The sequence below is a fragment of the Glaciecola sp. G7-5 genome (assembly GCF_055808975.1).
Window position 1 is genome coordinate 2,773,731 of sequence record NZ_CM147892.1, and the last position, 24,467, is coordinate 2,798,197.

At 42.6% G+C, this 24,467-nt stretch carries 22 protein-coding genes and 2 pseudogenes; 10 read left to right on the forward strand and 14 right to left on the reverse strand.

The window, feature by feature from the left end:
* Positions 1 to 4: 4 nt before the first annotated feature.
* The 5 genes from AC0L6H_RS12250 to AC0L6H_RS12270 all read right to left on the reverse strand — a co-directional run bounded on the left by AC0L6H_RS12250 (position 5) and on the right by AC0L6H_RS12270 (position 5,743).
* Complete coding sequence (locus AC0L6H_RS12250) at positions 5 to 2,074, reverse strand: vWA domain-containing protein (RefSeq protein WP_473389275.1); 2,070 nt, start codon at positions 2,072 to 2,074, stop codon at positions 5 to 7.
* Complete coding sequence (locus AC0L6H_RS12255; protein WP_473389277.1) at positions 2,071 to 3,114, reverse strand: vWA domain-containing protein; 1,044 nt, start codon at positions 3,112 to 3,114, stop codon at positions 2,071 to 2,073. The genes AC0L6H_RS12250 and AC0L6H_RS12255 overlap by 4 nt, the downstream gene beginning before the upstream one ends.
* Entirely contained in the window at positions 3,107 to 3,703 is a 597-nt protein-coding gene (locus AC0L6H_RS12260; RefSeq protein ID WP_473389278.1) for a DUF4381 domain-containing protein, read from the reverse strand. Before AC0L6H_RS12260 ends, AC0L6H_RS12255 begins: the two co-directional genes overlap by 8 nt.
* Positions 3,700 to 4,710 carry a DUF58 domain-containing protein gene (locus AC0L6H_RS12265; protein WP_473389279.1) on the reverse strand — a complete coding sequence of 337 codons (1,011 nt, stop codon included), beginning with the start codon at positions 4,708 to 4,710 and terminating at the stop codon, positions 3,700 to 3,702. Before AC0L6H_RS12265 ends, AC0L6H_RS12260 begins: the two co-directional genes overlap by 4 nt.
* Positions 4,711 to 4,774: 64 nt before the next feature.
* Positions 4,775 to 5,743, reverse strand: a complete 969-nt coding sequence (locus tag AC0L6H_RS12270) for an AAA family ATPase (RefSeq protein ID WP_473389280.1) — start codon at positions 5,741 to 5,743, stop codon at positions 4,775 to 4,777.
* A gap of 457 nt (positions 5,744 to 6,200) precedes the next feature.
* Here AC0L6H_RS12270 and fadI point away from each other — a divergent pair.
* The 3 genes and pseudogenes from fadI (at position 6,201) to AC0L6H_RS12285 (ending at position 9,994) form a co-directional block, all read left to right on the forward strand.
* Positions 6,201 to 7,510: pseudogene (gene fadI, locus AC0L6H_RS12275) on the forward strand (acetyl-CoA C-acyltransferase FadI).
* Positions 7,510 to 9,618, forward strand: coding sequence for a fatty acid oxidation complex subunit alpha FadJ (gene fadJ / locus AC0L6H_RS12280; protein WP_473389281.1), 2,109 nt, complete (start codon positions 7,510 to 7,512; stop codon positions 9,616 to 9,618). The pseudogene fadI and the gene fadJ overlap by 1 nt, the downstream one beginning before the upstream one ends.
* 172 nt (positions 9,619 to 9,790) lie before the next feature.
* Entirely contained in the window at positions 9,791 to 9,994 is a 204-nt protein-coding gene (locus AC0L6H_RS12285) for a hypothetical protein (protein WP_473389283.1), read from the forward strand.
* 19 nt (positions 9,995 to 10,013) lie between these two features.
* Here the strand turns inward: AC0L6H_RS12285 and AC0L6H_RS12290 are convergent, their stop codons facing one another.
* Positions 10,014 to 12,884 carry an insulinase family protein gene (locus AC0L6H_RS12290; RefSeq protein WP_473389284.1) on the reverse strand — a complete coding sequence of 957 codons (2,871 nt, stop codon included), beginning with the start codon at positions 12,882 to 12,884 and terminating at the stop codon, positions 10,014 to 10,016.
* A 274-nt stretch (positions 12,885 to 13,158) separates the two neighbouring features.
* Between AC0L6H_RS12290 and sixA the strand changes: the two genes are divergently transcribed.
* Positions 13,159 to 13,668 carry a phosphohistidine phosphatase SixA gene (sixA, locus tag AC0L6H_RS12295; RefSeq protein ID WP_473389285.1) on the forward strand — a complete coding sequence of 170 codons (510 nt, stop codon included), beginning with the start codon at positions 13,159 to 13,161 and terminating at the stop codon, positions 13,666 to 13,668.
* A 49-nt stretch (positions 13,669 to 13,717) separates the two neighbouring features.
* Positions 13,718 to 13,894 carry a hypothetical protein gene (locus tag AC0L6H_RS12300; RefSeq protein ID WP_473389287.1) on the forward strand — a complete coding sequence of 59 codons (177 nt, stop codon included), beginning with the start codon at positions 13,718 to 13,720 and terminating at the stop codon, positions 13,892 to 13,894.
* A gap of 25 nt (positions 13,895 to 13,919) precedes the next feature.
* On the opposite strand, the gene AC0L6H_RS12305 is transcribed toward AC0L6H_RS12300, so the two are convergent.
* Both AC0L6H_RS12305 and AC0L6H_RS12310 read right to left on the reverse strand, forming a co-directional pair.
* Positions 13,920 to 15,233 carry an HlyC/CorC family transporter gene (locus AC0L6H_RS12305; protein WP_473389288.1) on the reverse strand — a complete coding sequence of 438 codons (1,314 nt, stop codon included), beginning with the start codon at positions 15,231 to 15,233 and terminating at the stop codon, positions 13,920 to 13,922.
* A gap of 53 nt (positions 15,234 to 15,286) precedes the next feature.
* A complete protein-coding gene (locus tag AC0L6H_RS12310) occupies positions 15,287 to 16,093 on the reverse strand; it encodes a cytochrome C assembly family protein (protein ID WP_473389289.1) in 807 nt (268 codons plus the stop codon).
* A gap of 234 nt (positions 16,094 to 16,327) precedes the next feature.
* Here AC0L6H_RS12310 and ffh point away from each other — a divergent pair, with 234 nt between their 5' ends.
* Complete coding sequence (gene ffh, locus AC0L6H_RS12315) at positions 16,328 to 17,764, forward strand: signal recognition particle protein (protein ID WP_473389290.1); 1,437 nt, start codon at positions 16,328 to 16,330, stop codon at positions 17,762 to 17,764.
* Positions 17,765 to 17,813: 49 nt separating this feature from the next.
* Here ffh and AC0L6H_RS12320 read toward each other — a convergent pair whose 3' ends face one another.
* Genes AC0L6H_RS12320 through AC0L6H_RS12335 form a run of 4 tightly spaced genes read right to left on the reverse strand, consistent with a single transcriptional unit; the run spans position 17,814 to position 19,785 of the window.
* Entirely contained in the window at positions 17,814 to 18,503 is a 690-nt protein-coding gene (locus tag AC0L6H_RS12320; RefSeq protein WP_473389292.1) for a hypothetical protein, read from the reverse strand.
* Entirely contained in the window at positions 18,496 to 19,098 is a 603-nt protein-coding gene (locus AC0L6H_RS12325; RefSeq protein ID WP_473389293.1) for an RNA polymerase sigma factor, read from the reverse strand. Before AC0L6H_RS12325 ends, AC0L6H_RS12320 begins: the two co-directional genes overlap by 8 nt.
* A 28-nt stretch (positions 19,099 to 19,126) precedes the next feature.
* The gene (locus AC0L6H_RS12330; protein WP_473389294.1) at positions 19,127 to 19,327 is read right to left on the reverse strand and encodes an energy transducer TonB; all 201 of its coding nucleotides are present in this window, start codon (positions 19,325 to 19,327) and stop codon (positions 19,127 to 19,129) included.
* Positions 19,328 to 19,335: 8 nt separating this feature from the next.
* Complete coding sequence (locus AC0L6H_RS12335; protein WP_473389295.1) at positions 19,336 to 19,785, reverse strand: hypothetical protein; 450 nt, start codon at positions 19,783 to 19,785, stop codon at positions 19,336 to 19,338.
* Positions 19,786 to 20,017: 232 nt separating this feature from the next.
* On the opposite strand from AC0L6H_RS12335, the gene rpsP reads away from it, so the two are divergent.
* The 4 genes and pseudogenes from rpsP to rplS all read left to right on the forward strand — a co-directional run.
* Positions 20,018 to 20,266, forward strand: a complete 249-nt coding sequence (rpsP, locus tag AC0L6H_RS12340; RefSeq protein WP_472616181.1) for a 30S ribosomal protein S16 — start codon at positions 20,018 to 20,020, stop codon at positions 20,264 to 20,266.
* A 30-nt stretch (positions 20,267 to 20,296) separates the two neighbouring features.
* Positions 20,297 to 20,827 (forward strand): ribosome maturation factor RimM, encoded by a 531-nt coding sequence (gene rimM / locus AC0L6H_RS12345; protein WP_473389297.1) that lies wholly within the window; start codon positions 20,297 to 20,299, stop codon positions 20,825 to 20,827.
* Positions 20,827 to 21,582: a tRNA (guanosine(37)-N1)-methyltransferase TrmD gene (gene trmD, locus AC0L6H_RS12350; RefSeq protein WP_473389298.1), complete on the forward strand. Its 756-nt coding sequence runs from the start codon at positions 20,827 to 20,829 to the stop codon at positions 21,580 to 21,582. Before rimM ends, trmD begins: the two co-directional genes overlap by 1 nt.
* A gap of 39 nt (positions 21,583 to 21,621) precedes the next feature.
* Positions 21,622 to 21,975: pseudogene (gene rplS / locus AC0L6H_RS12355) on the forward strand (50S ribosomal protein L19); the annotation flags it as partial.
* 145 nt (positions 21,976 to 22,120) lie between these two features.
* Here rplS and AC0L6H_RS12360 read toward each other — a convergent pair.
* Both AC0L6H_RS12360 and AC0L6H_RS12365 read right to left on the reverse strand, forming a co-directional pair.
* The gene (locus AC0L6H_RS12360) at positions 22,121 to 23,194 is read right to left on the reverse strand and encodes a GGDEF domain-containing protein (protein ID WP_473389299.1); all 1,074 of its coding nucleotides are present in this window, start codon (positions 23,192 to 23,194) and stop codon (positions 22,121 to 22,123) included.
* On the reverse strand, positions 23,191 to 24,237 hold the full coding sequence (locus AC0L6H_RS12365) for a GGDEF domain-containing protein (RefSeq protein ID WP_473389301.1): 1,047 nt from the start codon (positions 24,235 to 24,237) through the stop codon (positions 23,191 to 23,193). Before AC0L6H_RS12365 ends, AC0L6H_RS12360 begins: the two co-directional genes overlap by 4 nt.
* Positions 24,238 to 24,467 lie beyond the last annotated feature (230 nt).

A 24,467-nucleotide genomic window follows, 5' to 3' on the forward strand; every position in this document is an offset into this window, starting at 1 on the left:
CTAACTACCAATTTTCCTGTTCGGGTGGAGGAGGATTATTTTTTCGTTTATAGGCTTCTAACTGCATTTTCCGTTTCAACAAAAACGCTGGGTCGTCAGGTATTTTATTTAAAATCATCTGCATTCTTTGCAATTCTTCTTTTTGTTCAGGGCTAAGGTCATCCATGTTCACTTGGTTTGAAATTGCTGCTTGCTGCTCTTGCTCACTCGCTTCGTTTTCATCTGTTTCTGGGGCTTGCGCTTGCCCTGATTCTTGGTCTGTCGTGTCTTCAGGGTCACTCTCACCTTGTGTCTGCTCTTGTTCCTGTGCAGCCTGTTTTAAGGCTTCGTCTTGTTCGCTCTGACTATCGCCTTGTTGGCTTTGATTTTGTTCTGTATTCTCTTGGCTATCTTCTTGAGACTGTCCATCTTGTTGTTGTTGTGAGTCACTTTCTTGGGATTCGCCATTTTGCTCCTCACTTTGCTCCTCACTTTGCTCCTCACTTTGTTGAGAATCGCTATTTTGTGATTCATTTTGCTGTTGTTGGTCTTCATTACTTTGTGACGAATCTTGATTTGGGTTTTGTTGCCCCTCTTGCCCTTCTTGATTTTGTTGCTGCTGAAGTAAGTCCTCAACAAGCTTCTTATTCGCCGCAGCATTTTCATGGTCTTGGGCTACTTCAAGCGCTTGTTCATAGGCGTTGATGGCCTCTTCAAGTTTACCTTGTTTAGCTAGGGCATTGCCTTGGTTATAGAGATTATCAGCTACATTAGCCTGTTTGTTTTTGGCAAGATCTCCATATATAGAAGCGGCTTGTTCAAAGTCTCCGCTTTTATAAGCACTGGCAGCTCGCCATTCGTCGTCCTCAAAAAGTGCTTTAGCAGTATCGAAGTCTTGATTGTCAAAGGCAATTTTTCCTCGTTGATCAGCATTTTTAAACACTTTATCAAGCAAGTTTTCAGGGGATGAATCGGGATTCGCCGTCGTGATTGTTGGGGAGCTTGATGCAATGTCATTGGCCTGCGCTTGCTGAGCATAAGCCGGTTTTGCGCCGGCACCCACAACAAGATATAGGCTACTCACTATTGCGATACTCAATACACCTTTGCGAAAACTATAGGCGGCGATGGGTAGCAACAACAGTACTAAAAACGGTCCCATGTCTTTATAGGTATCGCCGCTGGTATTTTCCACTTCTTTGGATTGCTGTTGCTGCGCAAACTCAACTTTGCGTTTGATGGCTTCAATATCGCTATTATCACTCGCAAACAAATGATAAATGCCTTTGGTTCCCGACATTGCTTGCTCCATGTATCGCGTATTAATGCTGGGAACGACGATATTGCCAGTGTAGTCTTTTAACAGTTGGCCGTCGGTCATTGCAATTGGCGCACCTACTTCTGTACCAATTAACAGCGCCGATACATCAAACGCTGAACTGCTGATGAAATTACGTACTTCTCTTATTTCATCTTGGCGTATGCCATCGGTAATCCAATATATTTGGCCTTGCTGATATCCCGCGTTTTGAAGCAGTTCGCTTGCTTGACGAAGCCCGTTAAGCGCAACACTCCCTGCTGTTGGCATAATCTCTGGTGCCAAGACGGGTATTAATGTCTTTAAGTTATTCACATCATCAGTAAGCGGGCTCACCACAAATGCGTCACCAGCGTAAGCGATTAAACCAGTTTCACCTTCTTTGACTTCGTTGATTAAATCAATCGCTTTGAAGCGCGCGCGGGTTAAGCGGTTAGGAGAAAGATCTGTCGCTCGCATTGACATCGACATGTCCATTAAAATTACTTTGCCTGCTTGAGTTTGATATACCGCCTGGGGTAGTTTTTCCCAAGTAGGGCCAGAAATAGCGACAATACCCAGCGTTAAGGCAAGCATGGCTAGGTGAATAAACTTATTTGAGCTACGCAAACCTTTGCTCACAATCATTTTTTGATAGAGGTGGGCAGGTATAAGTTGTTGCCATACATTTTGGTCTTTACCAAACTTTAGCTTAAGTACATAAAAGAAAAGCAATATTGCTAAAGCCCATAGCCACTGCGGGCGAATAAACTGAAAATTATGGATGATATCGCTCATTCTTCAGCCCCCTGTACGCGCATTGATTGCGGTGTCCCTCGTGCGCCTTTGATTTTTCGGATAGCCATAGATAATAGCGGCCAAATAGCCATTAAGGCAGCAATAGCCAAACTTAACAATAATGGATAGTAAAAAAGTTCTTCGCGAGGTCGCAGAGTTTGGTCGCTGCCTTCTACGGGCTCAAGCAAATCGAGAAGGGCATATATTTGGGCGAGTTCCTCGGTACTTTTTGCGCGGAAATATTCCCCGCCCGTATCTTTTGCTATTTTTAGCAATGTACGCTCATCTAAGTCTGAGGATGGATTGACAATGCGCTGACCAAAAACACTATTTTGGATTTGTTGGTCAGAGCCCACCCCAATGGCGTAAATCGTGACTTCGTTTGACATCGCTAACGCTAGCGCTTGTTCGATGTTAATGTTACCCGCGGTGTTGCGGCCATCGGTCAATAATATTAAAACACGATTAGAACGCTCTTTATCTTTGAAGCGCTTAACTGCCAATCCAATCGCATCGCCAATGGCGGTGCTGTCGCCCACTAAACCAATCACACTTTCTTCTAAGAATTTTTTGACGATGTTACGGTCGAAGGTCAAAGGCGCTTGTAAATAGGCCGTGTCGCCAAATAAAATTAAGCCAATGCGGTCGCCCACTCGTCGGTCGATAAACTCATCCATAACCGATTTGACCATCTCTAAGCGGTCAACGCGCCTGCCCGTAACGACCATGTCTTGTTGACGCATACTCGTCGACAAATCAACCGCCAACATTAAATCACGACCTTCAGAGGGAATGGCAATGGGTTCGCCAAACCAAATAGGTCGGGCAGAGGCCACAACCAACGCGAGCCACGCTATGCTCATAATCAGAAGTTTAAAAAATGAGGCCCTAACCTTAGCCATTGCCGTGCCCGACACTTCACTTACATGGGGAAAGTACAAGGCCACTTGTGTGTTTTTTGCTTTTGCAGGTAGTAGCCACCTCACTAGCAAGGGAAGGGGAATAGCAAACAATATAGGCCACCAAACAAACTCAAACATGTTTGGCTCCTTGTGATTGCGAGCTTATACCAAGCACGTTTTGAGCTTCAAGACGCTTGTTTTGTGAACATGGGAAACTGTTTTGGACAAAGTCTTTCATCGCCTTAAGGATTAATATGTTTTGTTTTTCAATTTCATTGCTATCGTTTGCGTGATTTTCGTTCTCACTAGCGTTATTGCCGAGGTGATGCGCATTTGGCGCATACAAACGTGCTTGCAAGATATCAATTGCAGATGCGAATTCAGTTTTTTGCTTACCTTTATACAGGGCCAACAAAAAAGTGTGCCAAGGATCTCCATACAGCATTTTACTGTTTGACTCTGGTAAATAATGTGCACAAAGGTTTTTAACTATGACTTGGACTTTGTGAGCAATCTCAGCATAAGCGCTATTTTTGCTAATGTCATTAAACGCTTTTAGCGCCGCTAGTTTTGCTTTGCGACGCTGTTGATAGCGCCTAAGGCTGCTTATGCCCCATACGAGTAAGGCGATAAGTATTGCAATGGCTAGCCAATAACCCCATGCCAAAGGCCACATAGAGACCGCTTCGGGAGTGTTTATATCAGCAAGTTGGTCAAGTGGATTCATACAAATTCACCTAAAATCAAACCGGCTTTGTTCGCATTTAACTGTTGTTCAACCGGTACAGCTGCGCTTATTTGTCTGAGGGGCAAGCCTAAACTAGATAATTCGTCTTTCAATGCAGTAAATACACCGTTGCGTTTGCGTTTGTATTGCTCATGGACATTGTTGTCACCAAGCATGATGTGTTGTTCTTGCTGCCCATTTGACAATAGCACGTCTTGTATACCATTCAAATTTGGCAAAGCCTCTTCTATCGGATCAAACACCCGCAAAGGCCTTACTTCACAATGGCGATTTATTTTCCCTAACACAGCAAACGCACTTGAACTAAAATTACTAAAATCTGATATGACATACACCAGTGTGCCAGGCCGGGCGAGCATAGCTAACTTATTCATATTGTGCGTGCTAGCATCTACCGGTGGCAGCGGTAATGTTGTATGGTCAACGCTTTTTTTCAGATCCTTAAACGCGGTGTCGACGGTACTTTTCTGCATATCAACAAGTTGGTTTAACATCGACAATGCATGTTTAGCCGTAGATTTTGGTTTCCGTTCAATGTCACTTGTGTTTGAAACCGCCATACAGCCAATTTTATCTCCGCGTGAGAGGGCGCTAAAAGTGATCAGTGATGCGGCATGCAGGGCTTGCACAGATTTATACAAAAGCTGCGTACCAAAATGCATCGATGCTGACAAATCAACAAATACTAATACTGGTCGTTCACGCTCTTCTCTGTATAGTTTGGTATGGGTCTTTCCTGTGCGCGCAGTCACGCGCCAGTCAATACTGCGAATGTCGTCCCCAGGTTGGTAATGTCGCGCTTCATCAAATTCCATTCCGCGACCTTTAAAACGAGAGCTTAAGGCACCGGCCATTGCACTTTTAATCGTGCCGGTGGGGGCTAAGTTTAATTTTCGCGCGAGCGGGCGGTAACGAACCAATTCATCTAATTCGCAGTTAACGCCATTTGACAATAACGCGTTTAGCACGGCTTGCGGGTTTACCATAACGCCCAGTCACTCTCGTTTATATGTGATTTAACCACTTTCATATGCATGCTTTATTATAAGCTCAAGGTACAGGTACCATAGCCAATATCTTTTCAATGACATGATTAGCACTCACGCCTTGGGCCTGAGCATGGTAGCTGTATATAAGTCGATGTCTTAACACGTTGGGTAATACGGCTTGAATATCTTCAGGGCTCACAAAGTCACGCTTGTGTAACCATGCGTGAGCACGGGCGCATCGCTCAAGGGCAATGGTTGCACGTGGACTTGCACCAATTTCAATCCATTGAGCTAAGTCGGCGTCGTATTTTTCGGGCTGGCGTGTCGCCATAATAAGCTGCACTAGGTAAGTCTCAGCGGCTTCTGATACATGTAATTTTAAAATGTCTGCGCGTGCTTGGGCAATATTTTCTTGGCTTAATTTAGCATGAGAATCAAGCGGACTACTTTTTTCTATGTCACTGAGTGCTTCGCGTCTGGTTAGGGCCAATATTTTATGTTCAGTTTCAGCGTCTGGATAATCAATTTCAACATGCATTAAAAAACGGTCAAGTTGGGCTTCAGGTAAGGGGTAAGTGCCTTCTTGCTCCAAGGGGTTTTGCGTAGCCATGACTAAAAACAATGATGGCAACTGATAGGTTGTGCTGCCCACGGTTATTTGTCGTTCTGCCATTGCCTCTAATAATGCTGATTGCACTTTTGCAGGCGCACGGTTAATTTCATCTGCTAAAACGAGATTATGAAACAGCGGCCCTTTTTGAAAAACAAACATCCCAGTCTCAGGGCGATAGATATCAGTACCGGTTAAATCTGCAGGTAATAAGTCAGGGGTAAATTGTACGCGATGAAAATTTGCTTCGATGCCATCTGAAAGGGCATTGACCGCGCGGGTTTTGGCAAGTCCTGGAGGGCCTTCGACAAGTAGATGCCCATCAGCAAGTAGGGCTATCAAAATACTCTGGGTTAAGTGCCCTTGGCCTAATACTTGTGAATCTAAATGCTCAAGTAGTGCGGTAAATTGGTTGTGCATGTTTGTTTCCCAAATCAAGAATTTTATTTCGCCACTTTGATATAGGTCTATCTAAATATATCTCAAGCTATTATTTACAAAAAAGTAAAAAAACTATTATTATCAAACGCATAAAAGAGTGATTTTTGCTCAGAATGTAAACGCTTGGGTAAAATACAGAGTGTAGACCTTTATGCATTGTAAAAGTTTCAAATAAGGGCGTTGGCTGTAAGTTTGCTATTTGATATGAATTTTGCAACAATGCGTGTTAACTTCAGTGGTCAGACCAGAAGCTCTTCGAATCATTAGCGACAATTGATAAAGATGCTATGCTTTGTAATAGGCTGTGTACTTGATGAACTTGAAGTGAGCATGCTTGTCTATCAATTGATATTTACAGCTTACTCAAAGCCTTAGCTTGAAGCTAATACCGAAACGCGTAGTTAATGACACGATTTCTTAAATAATAGGAAGCAATATGTCCAACAAACAAATGTTGAAAACCCACAGTGGTGATCGGATCGCCATCGTTGCTGGTTTACGCACCCCATTTGCCAAAATGGCGACTTATTTTCATGGTGTGCCAGCGGTTGACCTCGCAAAGATGGTCGTAAACGAAATAATGATTAGTAACGACATCGACCCAGCTTGGATAGAGCAGGTTGTATATGGACAGGTAGTACAAATGCCCGAGGCCCCTAACATTGCTCGTGAAGTCGTACTGGGAACCGGAATGGGAGTACAAACTGACGCATATAGCGTATCAAGAGCCTGTGCTACAAGCTTTCAATCTACCGTCAATATTGCTGAATCAATGTTAGTAGGAAATATTGAAGTGGGCATCGCAGGGGGGCTGATTCTACTTCGGTTTCGCCTATAGGTGTTTCTAAAAATTTAGCTCGTGCTTTGGTCGACTTACAAAAAGCCAAAACCTTAGGCCAAAAGTTTTCCATATTTAAAAAATTAGGTGTAAAAGATTTACTGCCTGTTCCGCCTGCCGTAGCCGAATATTCTACCGGCCTGTCGATGGGACAAACTGCCGAACAAATGGCCAAGACTCACTCAATTTCCCGCGCCGACCAAGATGCTTTAGCTCATCGGTCACACTCATTGGCTAGTGAAAATTGGGAAAAAGGAAATTTAGATGGCGAAGTTATGACCGCATACGCACAACCTTATAAAGGTGCAATGTTACGTGATAACAATATTCGCTTTGACAGCAAACTAGAGAGCTACGCAAAACTACGCCCAGTCTTTGATAAAAAGTTTGGCACTGTAACCGCAGCTAACGCGACCCCGCTTACCGACGGAGCATCGGCGGTGATAATGATGACCGAAAGTCGAGCGAAAGCACTTGGATATAAACCCCTTGGTTATTTGAAAAGCTATGCCTTTGCAGCCATCGACGTATGGGAAGATATGCTAATGGGTCCTTCTTACGCTACACCAATCGCGCTAGAACGTGCAGGTATGAGCCTAGATGACCTGACCCTTATTGAAATGCACGAAGCCTTCGCGGCGCAAACACTTGCTAATATTAAAATGTTTGCAAGCGACAAGTTTGCCCAAGAAAAACTTGGCCGGAAAAAAGCGACAGGCACTATCGATATGGACAAGTTTAACGTTATGGGAAGTTCATTGGCTTACGGCCATCCGTTTGCCGCAACGGGCACGCGAATGATCACGCAAATGTTAAACGAATTAAACCGCCGTGGCGGTGGTACAGGCTTATTAACAGCGTGTGCGGCCGGTGGATTAGGCGCAGCTATGATAGTGGAGACAGAATAATGAGTGCTTTTACTTTAGAAAAACATGATGACGGCATCGCCATATTAACCATGGACGTACCTGGTGAGAGCATGAATACGCTAAAAGCAGATTTTGGCGAGGAAGTATCGGCTGTTTTAGATGAAATAGAAAATGACGCCAGCATTAAGGGCGTCGTGGTTGCCAGTGGCAAAAAAGATTCTTTCGTTGCTGGCGCTGATGTCAGTATGCTAGCGGCTTGTGAATCAAGTGACGATGCTGAAACCTTGTCAACGCAAGGCCAAGTGTTGTTTGATCGCATGGAAAAAATGACCAAAACCTTTGTTGCAGCAATACATGGGCCTGCTTTAGGTGGCGGATTAGAGCTCGCTTTGGCGTGTCACTACCGCATCTGTAGCGATAGCGACAAAACACAACTGGGCTTGCCTGAAGTTCAACTCGGGCTGTTGCCTGGTAGTGGCGGCACTCAGCGCTTGCCAGCATTGATTGGTGTGCAGCAAGCCATGAAAATGATGCTAACGGGCAGTCCTGCACGTGCAAAACAAGCGAAAAAGTATGGCATTGTTGATGAGTGCGTCCCTCAATCTATTTTAATGGATGTGGCAATTGAATACGCAGCTAAGCCAGCAAAAACGCGCAGTATTAAAAAGTCTATTACCAATAAAGTGCTTGAAGACACCTCGTTTGGGCGTAATATTTTGTTTAAAAAAGCTCGCCAACAAACCTTATCGAAAACCAAAGGTAATTACCCAGCGCCGATGCATATTATTGACTGTATCGAAGCCGGTTTGAGCGACAGTAAAAAAGGCTACGAAACCGAAGCAAAACTGTTTGGTAAGTTGGTTATGACACCTGAGTCAAAACAACTACGTGAGATATTTTTTGCCACTACCGAAATGAAGAAAGAAAGTGGTGTGGAAGGTGTAAAACCTGCAAAAATAAGTAAAGTCGGCGTATTAGGTGGTGGCTTGATGGGCGGCGGTATTGCCTTTGTGAGTGCAACGAAAGCAAAAGTGCCGGTGCGTATTAAAGACATCAACGAAAACGGCATTGCTGGCGCAATGAAATACAGCTATGACATTCTCAACAAAAAAGTGAAAAAGCGCTTTATGTTGTCAACAGTCATGCAGCAGCAAATGGCGATGATCACAGGCTGTCTTGATTATTCAGGATACAAAAGCGTGGATATGGTAATTGAAGCGGTGTTTGAAGATCTCGGTCTTAAACAGAAAATGGTCGCAGAAATAGAAGAGCATGCGCACAAAGAGACTATTTTTGCATCAAATACCTCGTCTATTCCCATTAGTGATATTGCGGCGAATGCCCAGCGCCCTGAAAATGTGGTTGGTCTGCATTATTTTTCACCGGTTGATAAAATGCCACTGGCAGAAGTCATCCCTCATGAAGGAACGTCAGAGCAAACGATTTCGACCACGGTTGACTTTGCGAAACGCCAAGGCAAAACACCCATTGTCGTTAAAGACGGGGCAGGCTTTTATGTTAATCGAATTTTAGCGCCTTACGTCAGCGAAGCCGGCTTTTTAGCCTTGGAAGGTCAGCCGATTGACGCGATTGACCGCGCGCTGGTTAAATTTGGTTTTCCGGTGGGGGCCTTTAAACTCCTTGACGAAGTAGGTATAGATGTTGGTACAAAAATTACGCCTATCCTAATGAAGCAATTTGGCGACCGTTTTAGTGCACCAGAGGCTTTTGATAAGCTACTTGAAAATGATCGTAAGGGTAAGAAAAATCGCTCAGGGTTTTATGATTATTCGGGGAAATCGCCGGGTAAAGAAGTTGATGAATCAATTTACAAACTGCTAGGCGTATCGCCTGAAAGCAAATATACCGACTCAACAGTGGTTGAACGCTGCGTTTTGCGCATGTTAAATGAAGCAGCCATGTGCTTAGAAGAGGGCGTAATTCGCAATGCCCGCGATGGCGATATTGGTGCTATATTTGGCATAGGCTTTCCTCCCTTCAAAGGCGGTCCATTTAGATATATGGATGAATTAGGAATGGAGCACTTAGTTGAACGTCTAGAGCATTATGCGTCAAGCTTAGGTGACAAATTTACACCAGCGGCAATTTTGGTGAAAATGAGAGATGAAAAGCAAACTTTTTATTAATACCAATACCTAAGTGTAATATCAAACGAAGGTCTTTTTAGCTATGCTTTGATTGAGCGCTGGTGAGCTTACCGGCGCTCAGAATGTCAGCCCTTTAAAGGCCTTTTTGTTTCGTAGAGAATTTACACTATTTGGTGATTTTTTTTACGTAAAATTAATATAGGTAAGTTACATGCTCATTATCGCAATTATGCTGAGTTTCATCGCGACAACGTTTTACTATTTAGTTGAGGTCACGCGCAATGGGATGGCTAAAAAACGCTGGCTAACTGCTGGGGTTATCTTCGGACCACTCGTATTTCCGATGTTTTATGCATCGCGTAAAAAGGCCATTCGTAAGGTCAGAGGCTATAACTTTTCATTTTTACGCGCATAAAGCATGCTTTTACGCGGGCCTATTGCTCGCGCACAATGACGTGTTCGAAATGCGGGAAGCTTGCCTCATGGGCGCAACATGTAAGTAATATTTGTCCGCGATTTGTCTCTTGTAGATTATCTAGCGCTTTTATTATTTCTTCTTTATTTAGTGAATTCAGCGCGTCTACCAACTCCTTGTAAGCCAAAATTGGATTTTTATCTTCAAAATGTAACCACGTGCGACTGGCTGTTTGGCTAATATCAGTTTCACGGGGCGTAACCTGCCTAACAAGCTCTTTAACTAATTCTTCAATCGTGACGGTTTCGTCTACAAGCATGCCTTGCGCTTGAGTGATTGCTAGTTGCATGCCTCGATGTATATCTTCAACACTGTGAGTTTGGGATACGGCATACATAGCAATGCCCGGATAACGACTAATCGGTTTATAACCAACGCCCAATTCATAGCCCATTTTCTGTTGCTGTCGCAAAACGTCAAAGAAAGTGTGCGCCAATAGCTTTTCTAGCACCAAAGAGCGTGCAGACAAAGTTAGTTTTAAGGGTTTACTGTTTGCTACTCTGGCTTCTTCTAAGTTGTTTAACAATGGAATATAGTGCCACACTAAACTCGCTTCTTTGCTTGATGCGCTGGTTTCATGTACGTGCTCACCAGAACGAATTTCGGGTGAATCGATACTTGGTTTGCTTACACTTCGCAACACCTGAAAACGCCCATTTAGTTGGCTGTAAAAACGTTTAGCAGAGGCCTGTTGCCAATTTCCAATAAGCAAGGTCTCTATAAAGTTGTATTTGAAATATTGCGTTTGTTGCGCATATATTTCTTCAACGGATACTTGCTTCAGCCCCAATAGCATCGCGCTTTGTTTTTTATCATCGACTTGATAAAACTCATTTAAGGAAGAGAAAAGCCGATTGATTGGACGCTGTTTGGGCTTGTTACTCATACTTAACAAGGTTTTTTGTAAATGCCGTTGGATTGTTTTTTTACTCGCTTTAAATTGGCGAATTTCGTTAATGAGCTCAATACATAACAGTAGTTGCCGCTCACTTAAACCACCAGTATGAATGCTAATGCCATGATGATGTGCATAGACCCTAAAATGGATGCTTGCAAGTTCAGTGTCAAAAAAGGCGGCCGCTAAATATTCGTTTAAACATGAAAGCCATACGCGCTTGGCGGCAAACTGACTAATTGAACCGAACATTTGAGGTTCGGTTATTGAGATATAACACTCCCCACGAGGTAATTTAAAGCGTAAATCTTGGTAAAATTTGAAACTGCATTGCATGCTTTGCAAATGCAATAGTTCATGAGGCGCTACCTGCTGGGTAACAAGCCGATATTGTCCTGCCATGTAGGGGTTTTGACGTGGCTTCGCAAAATGGACGACTGGTTTTTTTGGGTCACTCTCAGTGCACAAGTCATGTTCACTATACGGCGTGTCATAGTGTTCGCTTCGTTTATTTGTAGTTGCTAAGGGGGAAGCAAAATAAACGCGCACAAAGTCGCAGGTGAGCTGCATAAACAAGGTCGGCAATGATTTCCACGATTCTGAATTAAGCGTGGTATCTATCTCTATAGGCTTAACTTTCGAGTGGTTTTTGTTAGCTGTTAAGGCCTCGGTGTTATTAGCAGGAATAGGTGCTGCAAATAACTTGGGTAGGTCAATGGAATTGCCTGTTGTACTCATAAGTTGTGACAGCTCAATACAATCTTCGAGCAAGCTACTGCCTTTATTCAAATTAAGACTTAGGCTAAATTGCCCTGCTTTTTCACGAAATCGCCAAGGTTCAATTTTGTTTTGCTTGAGATAATCGATAAAGGCTTGCACATATTGATAAACCGTTTGTGCCGTTTGCGCGCCTTCTTCGGTGAGCACAATACTGATAACGATCTCATCACTTTGTTGGTCAATACTTTTATAGTAACTGTTTATATCACTTGCTAAATTGCGACACTTTAAAAGATGAAAAAGGCCGTTTTCATGTTTGCTCTCTAGCAAATGACAAAGCATGATATACAAAGAATTGCGGTGAGGACTTTCTATCTCATTATTTTTTACGATATAGCTAACGATGAGCTGATGACGTCCGTTGTTTATTTCGATTTGAATAAACTTATTGAGATGTGAGGGCAAATATACCGCAACGTCGTTAGTTTGCGCTTTGCTCTTGCTAGGTGCTTGTTCTTTCTCATTAGCGCAAGAAAAAGCGGCGTCAAGCGTGTAATGCAACTGCGTAATAAGTGTTTCATCAGCTTCTAGTAGTCCAATACAAATAGAAATGTGTTGACCCTGCATAATTTGCTGATGATATTTATGCAACAAAGCTTGGGTTTTTTGTGTATCTAAAGTCCCAAGCGTTGCGTTGTTTCCTGTACTAAAAACGCTAAAAGGGTGATTTTGATTGCAAGATGCTTTTTGAACACTTAGCAATTGCCTAACAGGATCTTTCGCTTGTGAATAAAACTCTGCATCAATAGCAATAATTTCTTTTTCTATTTCTTCGGCCAAAAACAGAGGCGCGCTCAGGCGGTCGATAAATATGTCAAAAGCATCGCTAAATCCATCTTGATCGCAATTCATTTGAAAATTAGTAGAAAGATCTTGCGTCCAGCCATTAACCTGACCATGATGGGCAAATAAATGATTGTCTAGAGCGTCTGCGTTTTTATACTTAGTACTGGCATTGAATAACATGTGTTCGTATAGGTGAGCAAAGCCTTTGGGAAAGTCGGTAGAATCAAAATGACCTTTATTCAAAGTGACAGAAACACACGCTTTTCGCGCGTTCTTATGAATTTCACTAGCTTGAATAAAGGCCAATTGTAAGCCGCTATTCAAGGTGTAGTATTTGTTCAAAAGTGTGGTGAAGCTGTGTGATTGCAATCGAAAACCCGTAAAAGATGTAATGTAATAGAAAACGCTTTTTGTCGTGTTGTTAAGAAAATAGTCTCAAGGTCGTTAACAAATTGACGTTAGTGATTCATAGTGCCAATTAATAGTTCCTGTGTTTTGGGCTATTTTGTCGTTACTTGACTATACATTAGAAAAGAAGCGATCAACACGATGATCTGTGCAAAGTGAACTGTATGTGTTTTTAAGCAATGACTATGCCAGTAGAATAGCGTAAACAAATTTATTTAAGTGGTAATAGAGTAATATGATTCTAATCATTATGCGACATGGCGAAGCCGAAGATTACAGAGAGCCAGACCATACTCGCGCGTTAACTGCATTTGGCCATAAACAATGTGAAAATGTGGGCAAATGGTTGGAGGAAAATTTGTCTTCTTTGAGTCGGCAAACAGACTGTCCAGTTAGTGATATTGATTTAGCCTTGGTGAGTCCCTATTTGCGTACGCAGCAGTCGTTTCGTGCTGTCGCAAAACATATTAAGGTACACGACCAAGTTACCATAGACACAATTACACCCCTTGGAAATGCGGTGCAAAGTGCTGATTTAATACATGCTTATGCGAGCGATTCAAATGCACCAAAATGTATTTTGATCGTGACCCACATGCCGTTAGTTAGCTTACTCGCAGACCGCGTATGTGCTGGATTTAATGCCTTATTCTTTGAAACAGCAGATGCCTTGCTTGTTGATTACAATAGCCATGATGCTATTGGTAAAAAGTTAGGAATGTTTCAGGGTGGCTTAATAAGTTAGTTACAAACCTGCGTGTTACAACGTTACAAGAGAATATTAAGTAAGGACTATGCAAAAATTAACACTGCCCATTACGCTACAGTTAGCGCTTAAACAACATGCAGCAGCGGCCGATATCGATGATGATGACGAGCTTAAAAGCATTATGCTCAGCTTGTCACAGCTCAATGAAAAGGTTGAAGCGGTCAAGCTTCAAGCCCGCTTGAAACGAGCCGGCAAACACTAACACCCGCTAGTTGTAATTAGGCCTGCTAATCCTCTTTGTCTGTCTCAGGGGATTTAAAGAATTCAGGAATTATCCGCACGGTTTTAATCATATTTTCAGACAATTCAACGATTTCAATTGGGTAGCCAGCTAAACGCAAACTCACCTGGGTTTCAGGTAATTCTTCTAAATATTCTAAAATCAAACCATTGAGTGTTTTCGGTCCGTTTATTGGAAATGCCCAATCTAGTTCTTTGTTGAGTTCTCTTATATTAGCACTGCCATCTACCAAAAAGCTGCCATCGGGTTGCTGAATCGCTTCTTTACTGTGATCTGGGGCATTTGAGGTGGTAAAGTCGCCAATGATTTCTTCCAATATATCTTCGAGGGTAACAAGCCCTTGTATATCGCCATATTCGTCGACTACCAAGCCGATACGCTCGCGCTCAGCTTGCATTTTGTACATCAACGAATGCAGCGGAGTAGAGTCGGGTGTAAAAAAGATTTCGCGTACCGCTCGCAGCATGGTTGCTTTTGTGAATTGGTCTTTAGCCAACAAGCGTAACGCGTCTCGAACATGCATAAAACCTACGGCATCGTCTATGCTATCACGATATAAAAGCACGCGTGTATGTTGCGAATGAGTGAGTTGTTTTTGAATTATTTTCCAGTCATCGTTTATGTCGATGGCGTAAATGTCACTGCGAGGTACCATAATATCTTCGGCGGTCACTTTTTCTAAGTCGAGGATACTGACCAGCATTTCTTGGTGCTTTTGTGGAATTAGGGCGCCGGCCTCATGCACTACCGTGCGCAGCTCTTCTTGGCTTAATGCGGTTTCAGCGCCATTGACAGGATTAATGCGCAATAACATCAAAACACCATTCGTAATTAAATTGATGAACTTAACCGCTGGCGTAAACAAAAACATCAAGGGAATGAGAATAAATGAACTGGGAAATGCAATTTTTTCAGGGTATAGCGCAGCGTAGGTTTTAGGAGTCACTTCTGCAAACACTAAAATTACAATGGTTAACACGGCTGTAGTTACAATAGGACCGTAAATAGGGCCATACCAACGCGTGAACACCTCTGTGGCAAGCACTGTCGCGGCTATGTTAACTAGGTTGTTACCAATCAGGATGAGGCCAATCAAACGATCCGGTCGAGCCAGCAAACTCTCTACTCGCTTAGCGCCAGCTAAGCCTTCATTCGCTAAATGCTTTAACCTATAGCGGTTTAAGCTCATCAAGCCGGTTTCTGAACTAGAAAAATAGGCCGACAACAAAATTAGAACACCCAGCAAAACAAGTAGGGTAGATGTTTCTAAAGGTAGCGTAGATGTTTCTAAAGTATCCAATCAATGGTTCCTAAAATATAAAGATAAGTAATCATGGTGGTTTAATGCGCTAATTAGGACAACAACACTTCTTTTACTAACCTACTACCGAAGTAAGCTAAAGTTAGTAGTAGCAGTCCAACGAAATTAAAAATAATCGTGATGCGCGCTTTTAAACCAATAAAGTGATGCAGCATAATACATGCAAAATAACAGCCAAGCGCAATGCTCGACAGGACTGTTTTGTGGGCGTAGCCATCTGCAAACATATTGGGGATAAACACAAAGCCACTAACCAAGGCACAAAATAGTAGTACGGTACCCACCGTCATTAATTGCACCAGTATACGCTCAACCGACAACAAGGGTGGCAAATGACCGCTAATCAAAATGCGGCTTTTTTGCTTCAGTTGATACTTGATATAGGCTAACTGACAAGCATAAAGCATGCTGATACTGAGTAAACCAAAGGCGACTAAAGATAACAGTATATGCACCACCATGCCTACCGACATGTTAACGCTTATTCCGGTGGTCGCCGGAAAAAACAAGTCAATTGATATAATAAAGGCAGAAACAAAGCAAACAACAGGTAGAAATAATAAATTCTTAATAAACTTGTTGGTAATAAACATGGTGAGCGTGACTAGCCATGCGAGCATCGTCGCGACAAAGGCTAGGCTAAGTTGTTCGCCACTGTGATTTTCTGTGGCAAGAATGAGTAAGCCTAAATGACTAGCAAGCGCAACCATCACCGCCGCCTGTGCATATTTACCTAAACTTAGCGTTTGCTTGAAAAATTGCTGCACATATAAAACACCAGCTACTAGGTAACATAGCAGCGCGAGCGCAAGTGCGAAGTGAGAAAGCGAAATGTTCATGAGCGCTTGACCTTAGGTCTGCCTTTCAAGTGTGAATTCCTTGTGCTTTATTGATAATACCAACATAGCGATTAAACTAACTAAGTGCAAATAAACGCTTTGCACACTCGCTACCTAGGCTTAATGTGTACAAAAACTGCAGTAATCTTTAAATAATGTTAACGCAATCGTTACCATCGTGTTTCGCTTATTGTATACTCTTTACCAAATTAGAAAATACTAAATTGATGATTTATGTTTCAGAATCTTACTGACCGCTTAGGTCAAACCCTAAAAAACATCAGTGGCAAAGGCCGTTTAACTGAAGATAACATTAAAGAGACACTGCGCGAAGTGCGCATGGCCTTGCTTGAGGCCGATGTTGCTTTAAGTGTTGTTAAAGACTTCATTGAAAATATAAAAACGCGCGCATTAGGCGTTGAGGTATCGAAAAGCCTGCAACCCGGACAGATGTTCATCAAAGTGGTGCAAGAAGAGCTTGAACTTGTATTAGGTGATGGCACCCAAGGCTTAAACCTCGCGGCAACACCGCCTGCAGTTATTATGATGGCAGGCTTACAAGGTGCGGGTAAAACCACCAGTGTGGGCAAACTTTCTAAATTTTTGACCGAGCGTGAAAAGAAAAAAGTCTTAGTGGTGAGTGCTGACGTTTATCGTCCCGCCGCAATAAAGCAACTACAAACCTTATCTGAAGAAGTCGGCGTAGAGTGCTTCCCTTCAAGCATTATGCAAAAGCCGGTAGATATTGTAAAAGCGGCAATTGATCACGCAAAAATGAAGTTCTTCGATGTGCTTATTGTTGATACCGCCGGTCGCTTAGCGGTCGACGAAAAGATGATGGAAGAAATCAAGCAGCTTCATAGTGCAGTGAAGCCCGTTGAAACCTTGTTCGTAGTTGATGCGATGACGGGGCAAGATGCGGCCAATACGGCCAAAGCATTTAACGAAGCCTTGCCGCTTACCGGTGTTATTTTAACTAAAGCTGATGGTGACGCCCGCGGTGGTGCTGCGCTTTCAGTCAAACAGGTTACCGGCAAACCGATTAAATTTTTGGGTATGGGCGAAAAACTAGATGCCTTAGAACCATTCCATCCTCAGCGTATTGCTTCACGCATACTGGGCATGGGTGATGTATTAAGTTTAATTGAAGAAGTCGAACGCAAAGTAGATAAAGAAGCCGCTCAGCGTGTTGCTAAAAAGATTCAAAAAGGCAAGGGCTTTGACTTACAAGACTTTAAAGAGCAATTAGCACAAATGCGCAACATGGGCGGCATGATGTCGCTTATGGACAAAATGCCCGGTATGGGCGGCATGAGCGCAAAGATAAAAGACCAAGCTAACGATAAGCAATTCACCCAAATGGAAGCCATCATCAACTCCATGACACCAGCAGAACGACAACGTCCAGAGGTGATCAAAGGCTCTCGCAAACGCCGTATAGCGGCGGGTTCGGGTTCACAAATTCAGGATGTTAACCGTCTTCTTAAGCAATTTACGCAAATGCAAAAAATGATGAAGAAAATGGGCGGCGGCAAAATGAAGAACATGATGCGCGGCATGGGCGGCATGATGGGAGGAGGCGGAATGCCGGGCGGTGGAATGCCTGGTGGTGGTTTACCGCCAGGAATGAAGCTTCCACCAGGCATGGGAAATTTTGGACGTAAAAAATAGACCAGCCCAATTAAAAACCTGATCTAATGACGTGCTAAACCACCAGTGTTTAGCACGTCGTAGTAGATTTAGCTTGCGATATGTAAATAATGTGGCCTTTTTCGTCAAACGCCAGCGACAGCATTTGTCCCTGTGAAAAGTCTATGTTTGTCTCATCATCCTTCGACAACAGCATATCTACCACTTCTTGTGACAATTTCAATAGATGCTTATTGCAGGTTAACAAATCTAAGCCATCTTCATTTTGCATGATGGTCGCGTAGCGTTGTTGATGGACAACGAGATCCGCTTGCCTTGCCAAGTAAACATTTTGCGCACGTTGATACTGTACTTGGCGCTCTTGTGTACGCGCAGGACTTGATAAGCTTTTGTTTTTCAATGCATTTTCATAGCGTTCTTGTACGCTTGCTAGCTGATCATCCAGTGGTGCAAGTTCATGTATTTCAACAGCCTGATACTCATTTAAGGCGAGAGACTGAAGCGGCATATTCACCGTATTTTTATTCATCATATGAATACTGATGACAATAAACGCCACAGCGAGGGTGCCAGTGAGCGCGCTAATTTGGGCAAAAGGTCGCAGGTTCATTTGCCACCAAGGTGTTTTAAGCGGTTTTTGAGTCGCAAGCTGCGTAAGCACTTGTTGTTTTACGTCACTAGGCGAGGTAAAACGCGCTTTGCGTTTTTCATACAAAGCGGCTAAAGCATCGTCATCGTGCTGATTGTTGTGCTCAGTCATACGCTTGCTCCAATAGAGTTTTAAGCTTACTTCTTGCATAACGTAAGCGGGTTTTAATGGTTTCTTGTTTACATTCGCTTATGTTGGCAATGTCGGCAAGGCTAAAGCCTTCCTGCTGCAAACAAAAGGCTTCGCGTTGTTCAAAGGTCAATGCCATTAGTGCTTGGTCAAATGACGACTGCAATTCTGCCTTGAGTAATGACGCATCAAGGTCTGGCTCGATATTAGCGATAAAGGCAGTGTGATCAGGACCGTCATAAGAAGTGTCTAGCGCTATCCAGCGATTCGTTTTTCTGAATTCATCAATGAGCGCGTTGCGTGCTAAGGTGAATAACCAAGCTTTGACACTGGTGGCGGTGTGAAAGCGATGGGGGTTCTCAATCACCTTAAGCCACGTTTTTTGTACTATATCTTTGGCCAGTGTTGGGTCGCTTAGGGTGACTAAGTAGTGATACATGTCGTCTGCGAAGGCGTCGTATAAGGCGGTGATTGCTTTTTTATCTTTATTCATGATGTAGTCTGCCATTACCTCTTCAGGTAATGGCACTTTACGCGATGAACTTGGCATCAATAATGATGGTAAAAAGCTAAACATATCCGCGAACTGTTCCTTATCTATGGCTCTATTCTTTGGCCAATGTGAAATCGAGTCTGACCTGCAAGCCTTCCATACCTACCGGTGAACCGCTCACCATTTTGGGCTGATAGCGCCATTTGCGCAAGGCTTGTTTAGCGGCCTTGTCAAATACCCGTCTAGGCTCAGATTCAATAACATTAACGTCAGTGACCTCACCGCTGCCCGATACACTAAACGATAACCTCACAAAACCCTCTATTCCATTATTCGCGGCGGCTGCGGGATAGCGGGGTCTATTCTTACTATTGGGCGAGGTTGTTGGTCAATGGCTTGCACATTAAAATCGACCATGCCCGTTTCGATACCAGGGATTTTTATCACATTAGTAAAGCTTGTATTGCTTGATGGTTCAAGCGGCATTTCAATCGGTGTTGTGGGTGCTTCTTGCATTACCGGTGGTGGCTTTAACCTTGTTATTTGAATGACTTTCTCTTCTGGAATATCAAGGATGGATGAAAATACCTTAATCGGCGTTACTTCTACAGGGCGCTGACCGTCTTGTTTAATTAAGGCCTGCATGCCGGCAAAAAGTGCAAAGGTGACAATAGCCCCTACTATTAGGCTTGCGACTATGCGTAAAAGTGAGGTTTTAGCGATATCAATTTGGCCAAAGCCCGCGTTTGCTGTGTTTTCTATAGTGTGCATGTGTTACTCCATTAGTGGTTTCATGGAAGTAACGTTTGGCAAAAAGAAAAGGGGTGAAATTTGTTTGTAATGAGTAAAACAGGCCTAAATACTTACTATTCAGTCTTTTTAGCTCAAGCCCTTATTATTCTTGCATTTGCAGGGGAAATACGTATAATTCGCGCACTCTTTTTCCCACGTAGCGGGGGAAGGGTTTTGTTAACGGTAACGCTACAACGAGTTTGAGGCATATATGGTTACTATTCGTTTACAGCGTGGTGGTGCGAAAAAGCGCCCATTTTATCAAGTGGTTGTTGCTGACAGCCGTCGTGCACGTAATGGCAAATTTATTGAAAACATTGGCTTTTTCAATCCAACTGCACAAGGTCAAGCTGAAAAGCTTCGTTTAGACCTTGAGCGTGTTGAGTATTGGGTTGGTCAAGGTGCAGGTTTGTCTGATCGTGTTACACGCTTGGTAAAAGACGCAAAAGCGGCTGCTTAATAGCAGCTCTTTTGTAGGTTTGGAGTAAAAATGAGTATCGCGTCTGACATTTTGATTATTGGTTCAATCGGCGCACCTTATGGTGTAAAAGGTTGGGTTAAAATCAACAGTTTTACTCAAAACAAAGACAGTATTTTTGATTATGCGCCTTGGAACATTAAGTTGGAACACGGCACTGATCAAACGATTAAAGTTGATCAATGGCGGTATCATGCCAAAAGTTTGGTTGCCAAACTTGAAGGCGTTGACGACCGCAATGCAGCTGAATTGATTAAAAATGCCCAAATTAGCATTGAATCTTCACAGCTACCTGATTTAGACAACGACTACTATTGGAAGGACCTAATAGGCATGCAAGTTGTAACCGACAAAGGTTACGAAATGGGTGTGGTCAAGGATATGTTTGAAACCGGTGCAAATGATGTCATGTTAGTAAAGGCAAAAATGAATGATGCATTTGGTCAAAAAGAACGTTTGTTGCCATTTTTACACGACAAAGTTGTGTTAAGTGTCAACAAAGATGGAAAGGTCATTACAGTAGACTGGGATCCAGCCTTCTAATGAGCGAAAGCACAGAAACAAAACAACGATTTAGCATCGTTACTTTGTTTCCCGAAATGTTTGATAATTTCTTTTCTCAAGGGGTTATTGGCAGAGCGGTAAAGCAGGGCTTAATAGAAGTGTCGATGTATAACCCTCGTGATTATACTTTCGATAAACACCGTACGGTCGATGATCGTCCATACGGCGGTGGACCTGGCATGTTGATGATGATGCAACCATTAACTGACGCAATTGTTAGTGCCAAAAAGGCAGCTAGCAAACAAGCAAAGGTGGTGTACTTATCACCCCAAGGGCGAAAGCTAGATTTTGACGGCGTACAAGCATTGGGTCAAAACACTGACTTAATATTGATAGCCGGAAGATACGAAGGCATTGACGAACGCATAATAGAAAGTTTGGTAGACGAAGAATGGTCTATTGGTGATTATGTGTTAAGTGGCGGTGAATTACCGGCCATGGTGTTGATGGATGCAGTGTCTAGGTTAATTCCTGATGTATTGGGACATAATCAATCTGCAGTAGAAGATTCTTTTACCAGTGGTTTGTTAGATTGTCCGCACTACACTAGGCCTGAAACCTACCAAGATAAAAGCGTGCCTAAGGTGTTGTTAAGTGGCGACCATGAAAAAATTAGGCAGTGGCGCTTAGAGGAGTCGTTAAAACGCACCCTACAAAGACGCCCTGATTTATTAAATAATCTAGCTCTGACTGAGGAGCAACAAGCGATACTGAAGAAATTCAACAAAGCTTGATGCAGCATATGACAGTTATTTCTAGGACGTGAGGATTCGATGGCTAAAGTCAATCAAAACATCATAAAGCAAATTGAGGAAGCACAACTCAAAACTGATTTACCAGAGTTCGGCCCTGGTGACACAGTAATTGTGCGCGTTAAAGTGAAAGAAGGTGACAAAGAGCGTTTGCAGGCATACGAAGGCGTATGTATCGCTAAACGTAACCGCGGTTTACACTCAGCTTTTACAGTTCGTAAGATTTCAAGCGGAGAAGGTGTAGAGCGTGTGTTCCAAACTCATAGCCCTGCTATAGATTCAATTGAAGTGAAGCGTCGCGGTGCCGTGCGCAGAGCTAAATTGTACTATCTACGTGAGCGTTCAGGTAAATCTGCACGTATCAAAGAAAACTTAATTAATTCTAATTTTACGTTACCGTTAACAACTAAATGTAAAAATAGCTACGTAAGTTACAAAAAAACCGCCATCTGGCGGTTTTTTTGTTTTTAAAATAAGTCTTAATAACAATATCCAAGAACAAACTAAGGCTTAATGTAAATCAATCCTGTTGTTCTAGCTCAATGCGATTACGGCCTTTCGATTTAGCAACATAAAGCAGATCGTCTGCACGTTTTAGTATATGCTCCAGTGGCTCATCGTTATTTAGGGTAACAATACCAAAACTCATAGTGATGTTGAGTTTTTCAGATGATAACTGCGTTTCTTTTAGTTTTTTGACCACCTTATCGATTACTGAAGGGGCGGTTGCTATCGGACAACGCGGCAAAACAATGACAAATTCTTCCCCGCCCCAACGACAAATCACGTCACTTTTGCGTAAGCTTTTTGTTAGTACGTCAGCGATACCCACCAATACATCGTCACCAATCTGATGACCATAGTTATCATTAACTTTTTTGAAATGATCAATGTCGGCAAAGCATAAACAAAATGGTGAGCGCGCTTGCTTCATCATTTCTAGCTCATATTCTAGCAGTTCGTATAAAAAACCGCGGTTATACAAGTTGGTGAGTTCATCTTTGTGGATCTGGTTTTGTAGTTTTTTACGTTGTCTAATTTGAATTGACTTCATACGCAATAAAACAAACATTAAAGGTATTGCGGTAAGTACAGTCATAAAAATGAAGGACAAGTCTTCGTGACCCGCAAAAGGCCTAAGCTCGGTTGCACCAGGTAATAAGGCATATAAAAGTGCTAGTTCACTGACTATCATAATACCAATGACATTGTTTACCCATCGCTTTTGAGACGAGTTTAGAGTGACAAAAGCGATGGCGGACCATAAAATTAACTGGACGCCGTAGTCTGTCCCTATCACATATGTGATGACGGCCACTCGAAAGGTCAGATCAAATAGACCGATATAAATTGCCGCTGAAAATTTTCCTTGCCGTGTTAGATAAGCGCTAAATGACCATAAAATAGCACCTAAGAGACTAAACAAGCTGAGACTATAAATAGACTCAATAGCAAACAAAACAAGCAAAACCAGGTTCGCGACAACAGCAGTAATACACGATAAGAAAATACCGAAATATTCTGCATATTTTTGTTTGTCGATGTTCTTAGGTGCAATGTTAATAAAACGATTGCAACTTACTAGCGCTCTCATAAAAGTTTGCTCTGAATGTTGTCTCGCCCTTGAGATTTAGCTTGATACATCAATGCGTCAACGCGCTGGAGTATTTCATCGAGCGTTTCGTTTCCATCGCTTTCAACAAGGCCGAAACTCATCGTAATAGCTAAATCACCGATTGTTGTAGTACTGATAACACTAGCAATTGCCTCGACCACACGTTCAGCGTTTTCTACCTTACTTTCTGGTAGGTAGATTAGAAATTCCTCCCCTCCCCAGCGACAAGCAGCGTCATGTTGCGCTAAGTAAAGTTTAAAGCAATTCGCTACTGCTTTTAGGACTTCGTCGCCCTTATCGTGGCCATGCTTATCATTGATGGATTTGAAATGATCGATGTCGGCCATGGCCAAGGTGAATGAACGCTTTTCACGTAGCGCAACTTCTAGTTGGTAACTTAAAAATGAGCTGAAAAAACGTCTGTTGTAGAGGTCGGTTAGGTTGTCACGATTAGCCAAGCGTTCTAATTTATTACGACGTGTGCTAAGTGATTTGCTCATGCTGGTCATGGCGACAACGAAAATTGTGCCACCAACGAATAAAAAGAATAATAACGAGTTGCTGTAAAATGAAACCTCAGTTGTGGCGGGGATAAAATATTGCAAGCTAATAAAGGTCACCAGTGCCAATATTGCGAAGTTTTGCCCCGTGTCTACTTTGACAGTGCTGTTTGTCGCAAACAGGCAGGCCAAAGGCCAAATAAGCATGTGAAAACCTGACTTGCTGCCAAATACGCCAGTATGAATGATGACAGAAACTAAGATAATTACAGTGATGAGCAAAACGGCTGTTTTAAATTGTGTTTTTAGAATTAATGTACAAATATATAAGAACACTAAAATACTCATCAGATTGAGCACGATGAGGGTAGGTAATTGAAGTGAATATGCCGTCCATAAAAGAAACGCAAAGCACCCGATAACACTTATTGAAAAGCTCAGCAAGCGCATATATTCGCGCTGTTCGTATACTTCCAAATTTTGGTAAACATCCAGCCAAGGCTGATACAGTGATTTTAACATTACATACTATTTAGTTTGTCGTTGACACTGCTTATCATTAAACGATCACAATAAGTAAAAAAGGTGCCATCAAGGTTTTTTTAACTGTGATTAGCGTATCGGCAAAAAGCCACTTTTATTTAAGACTTAATCACTGACAAATCATGCTAAAAAACATACAGGTGACCACAGCCCAAGCGATAGCTCGTAAAACAAAATTGATAAACATTTCGTTGCATGCAAAAACGATT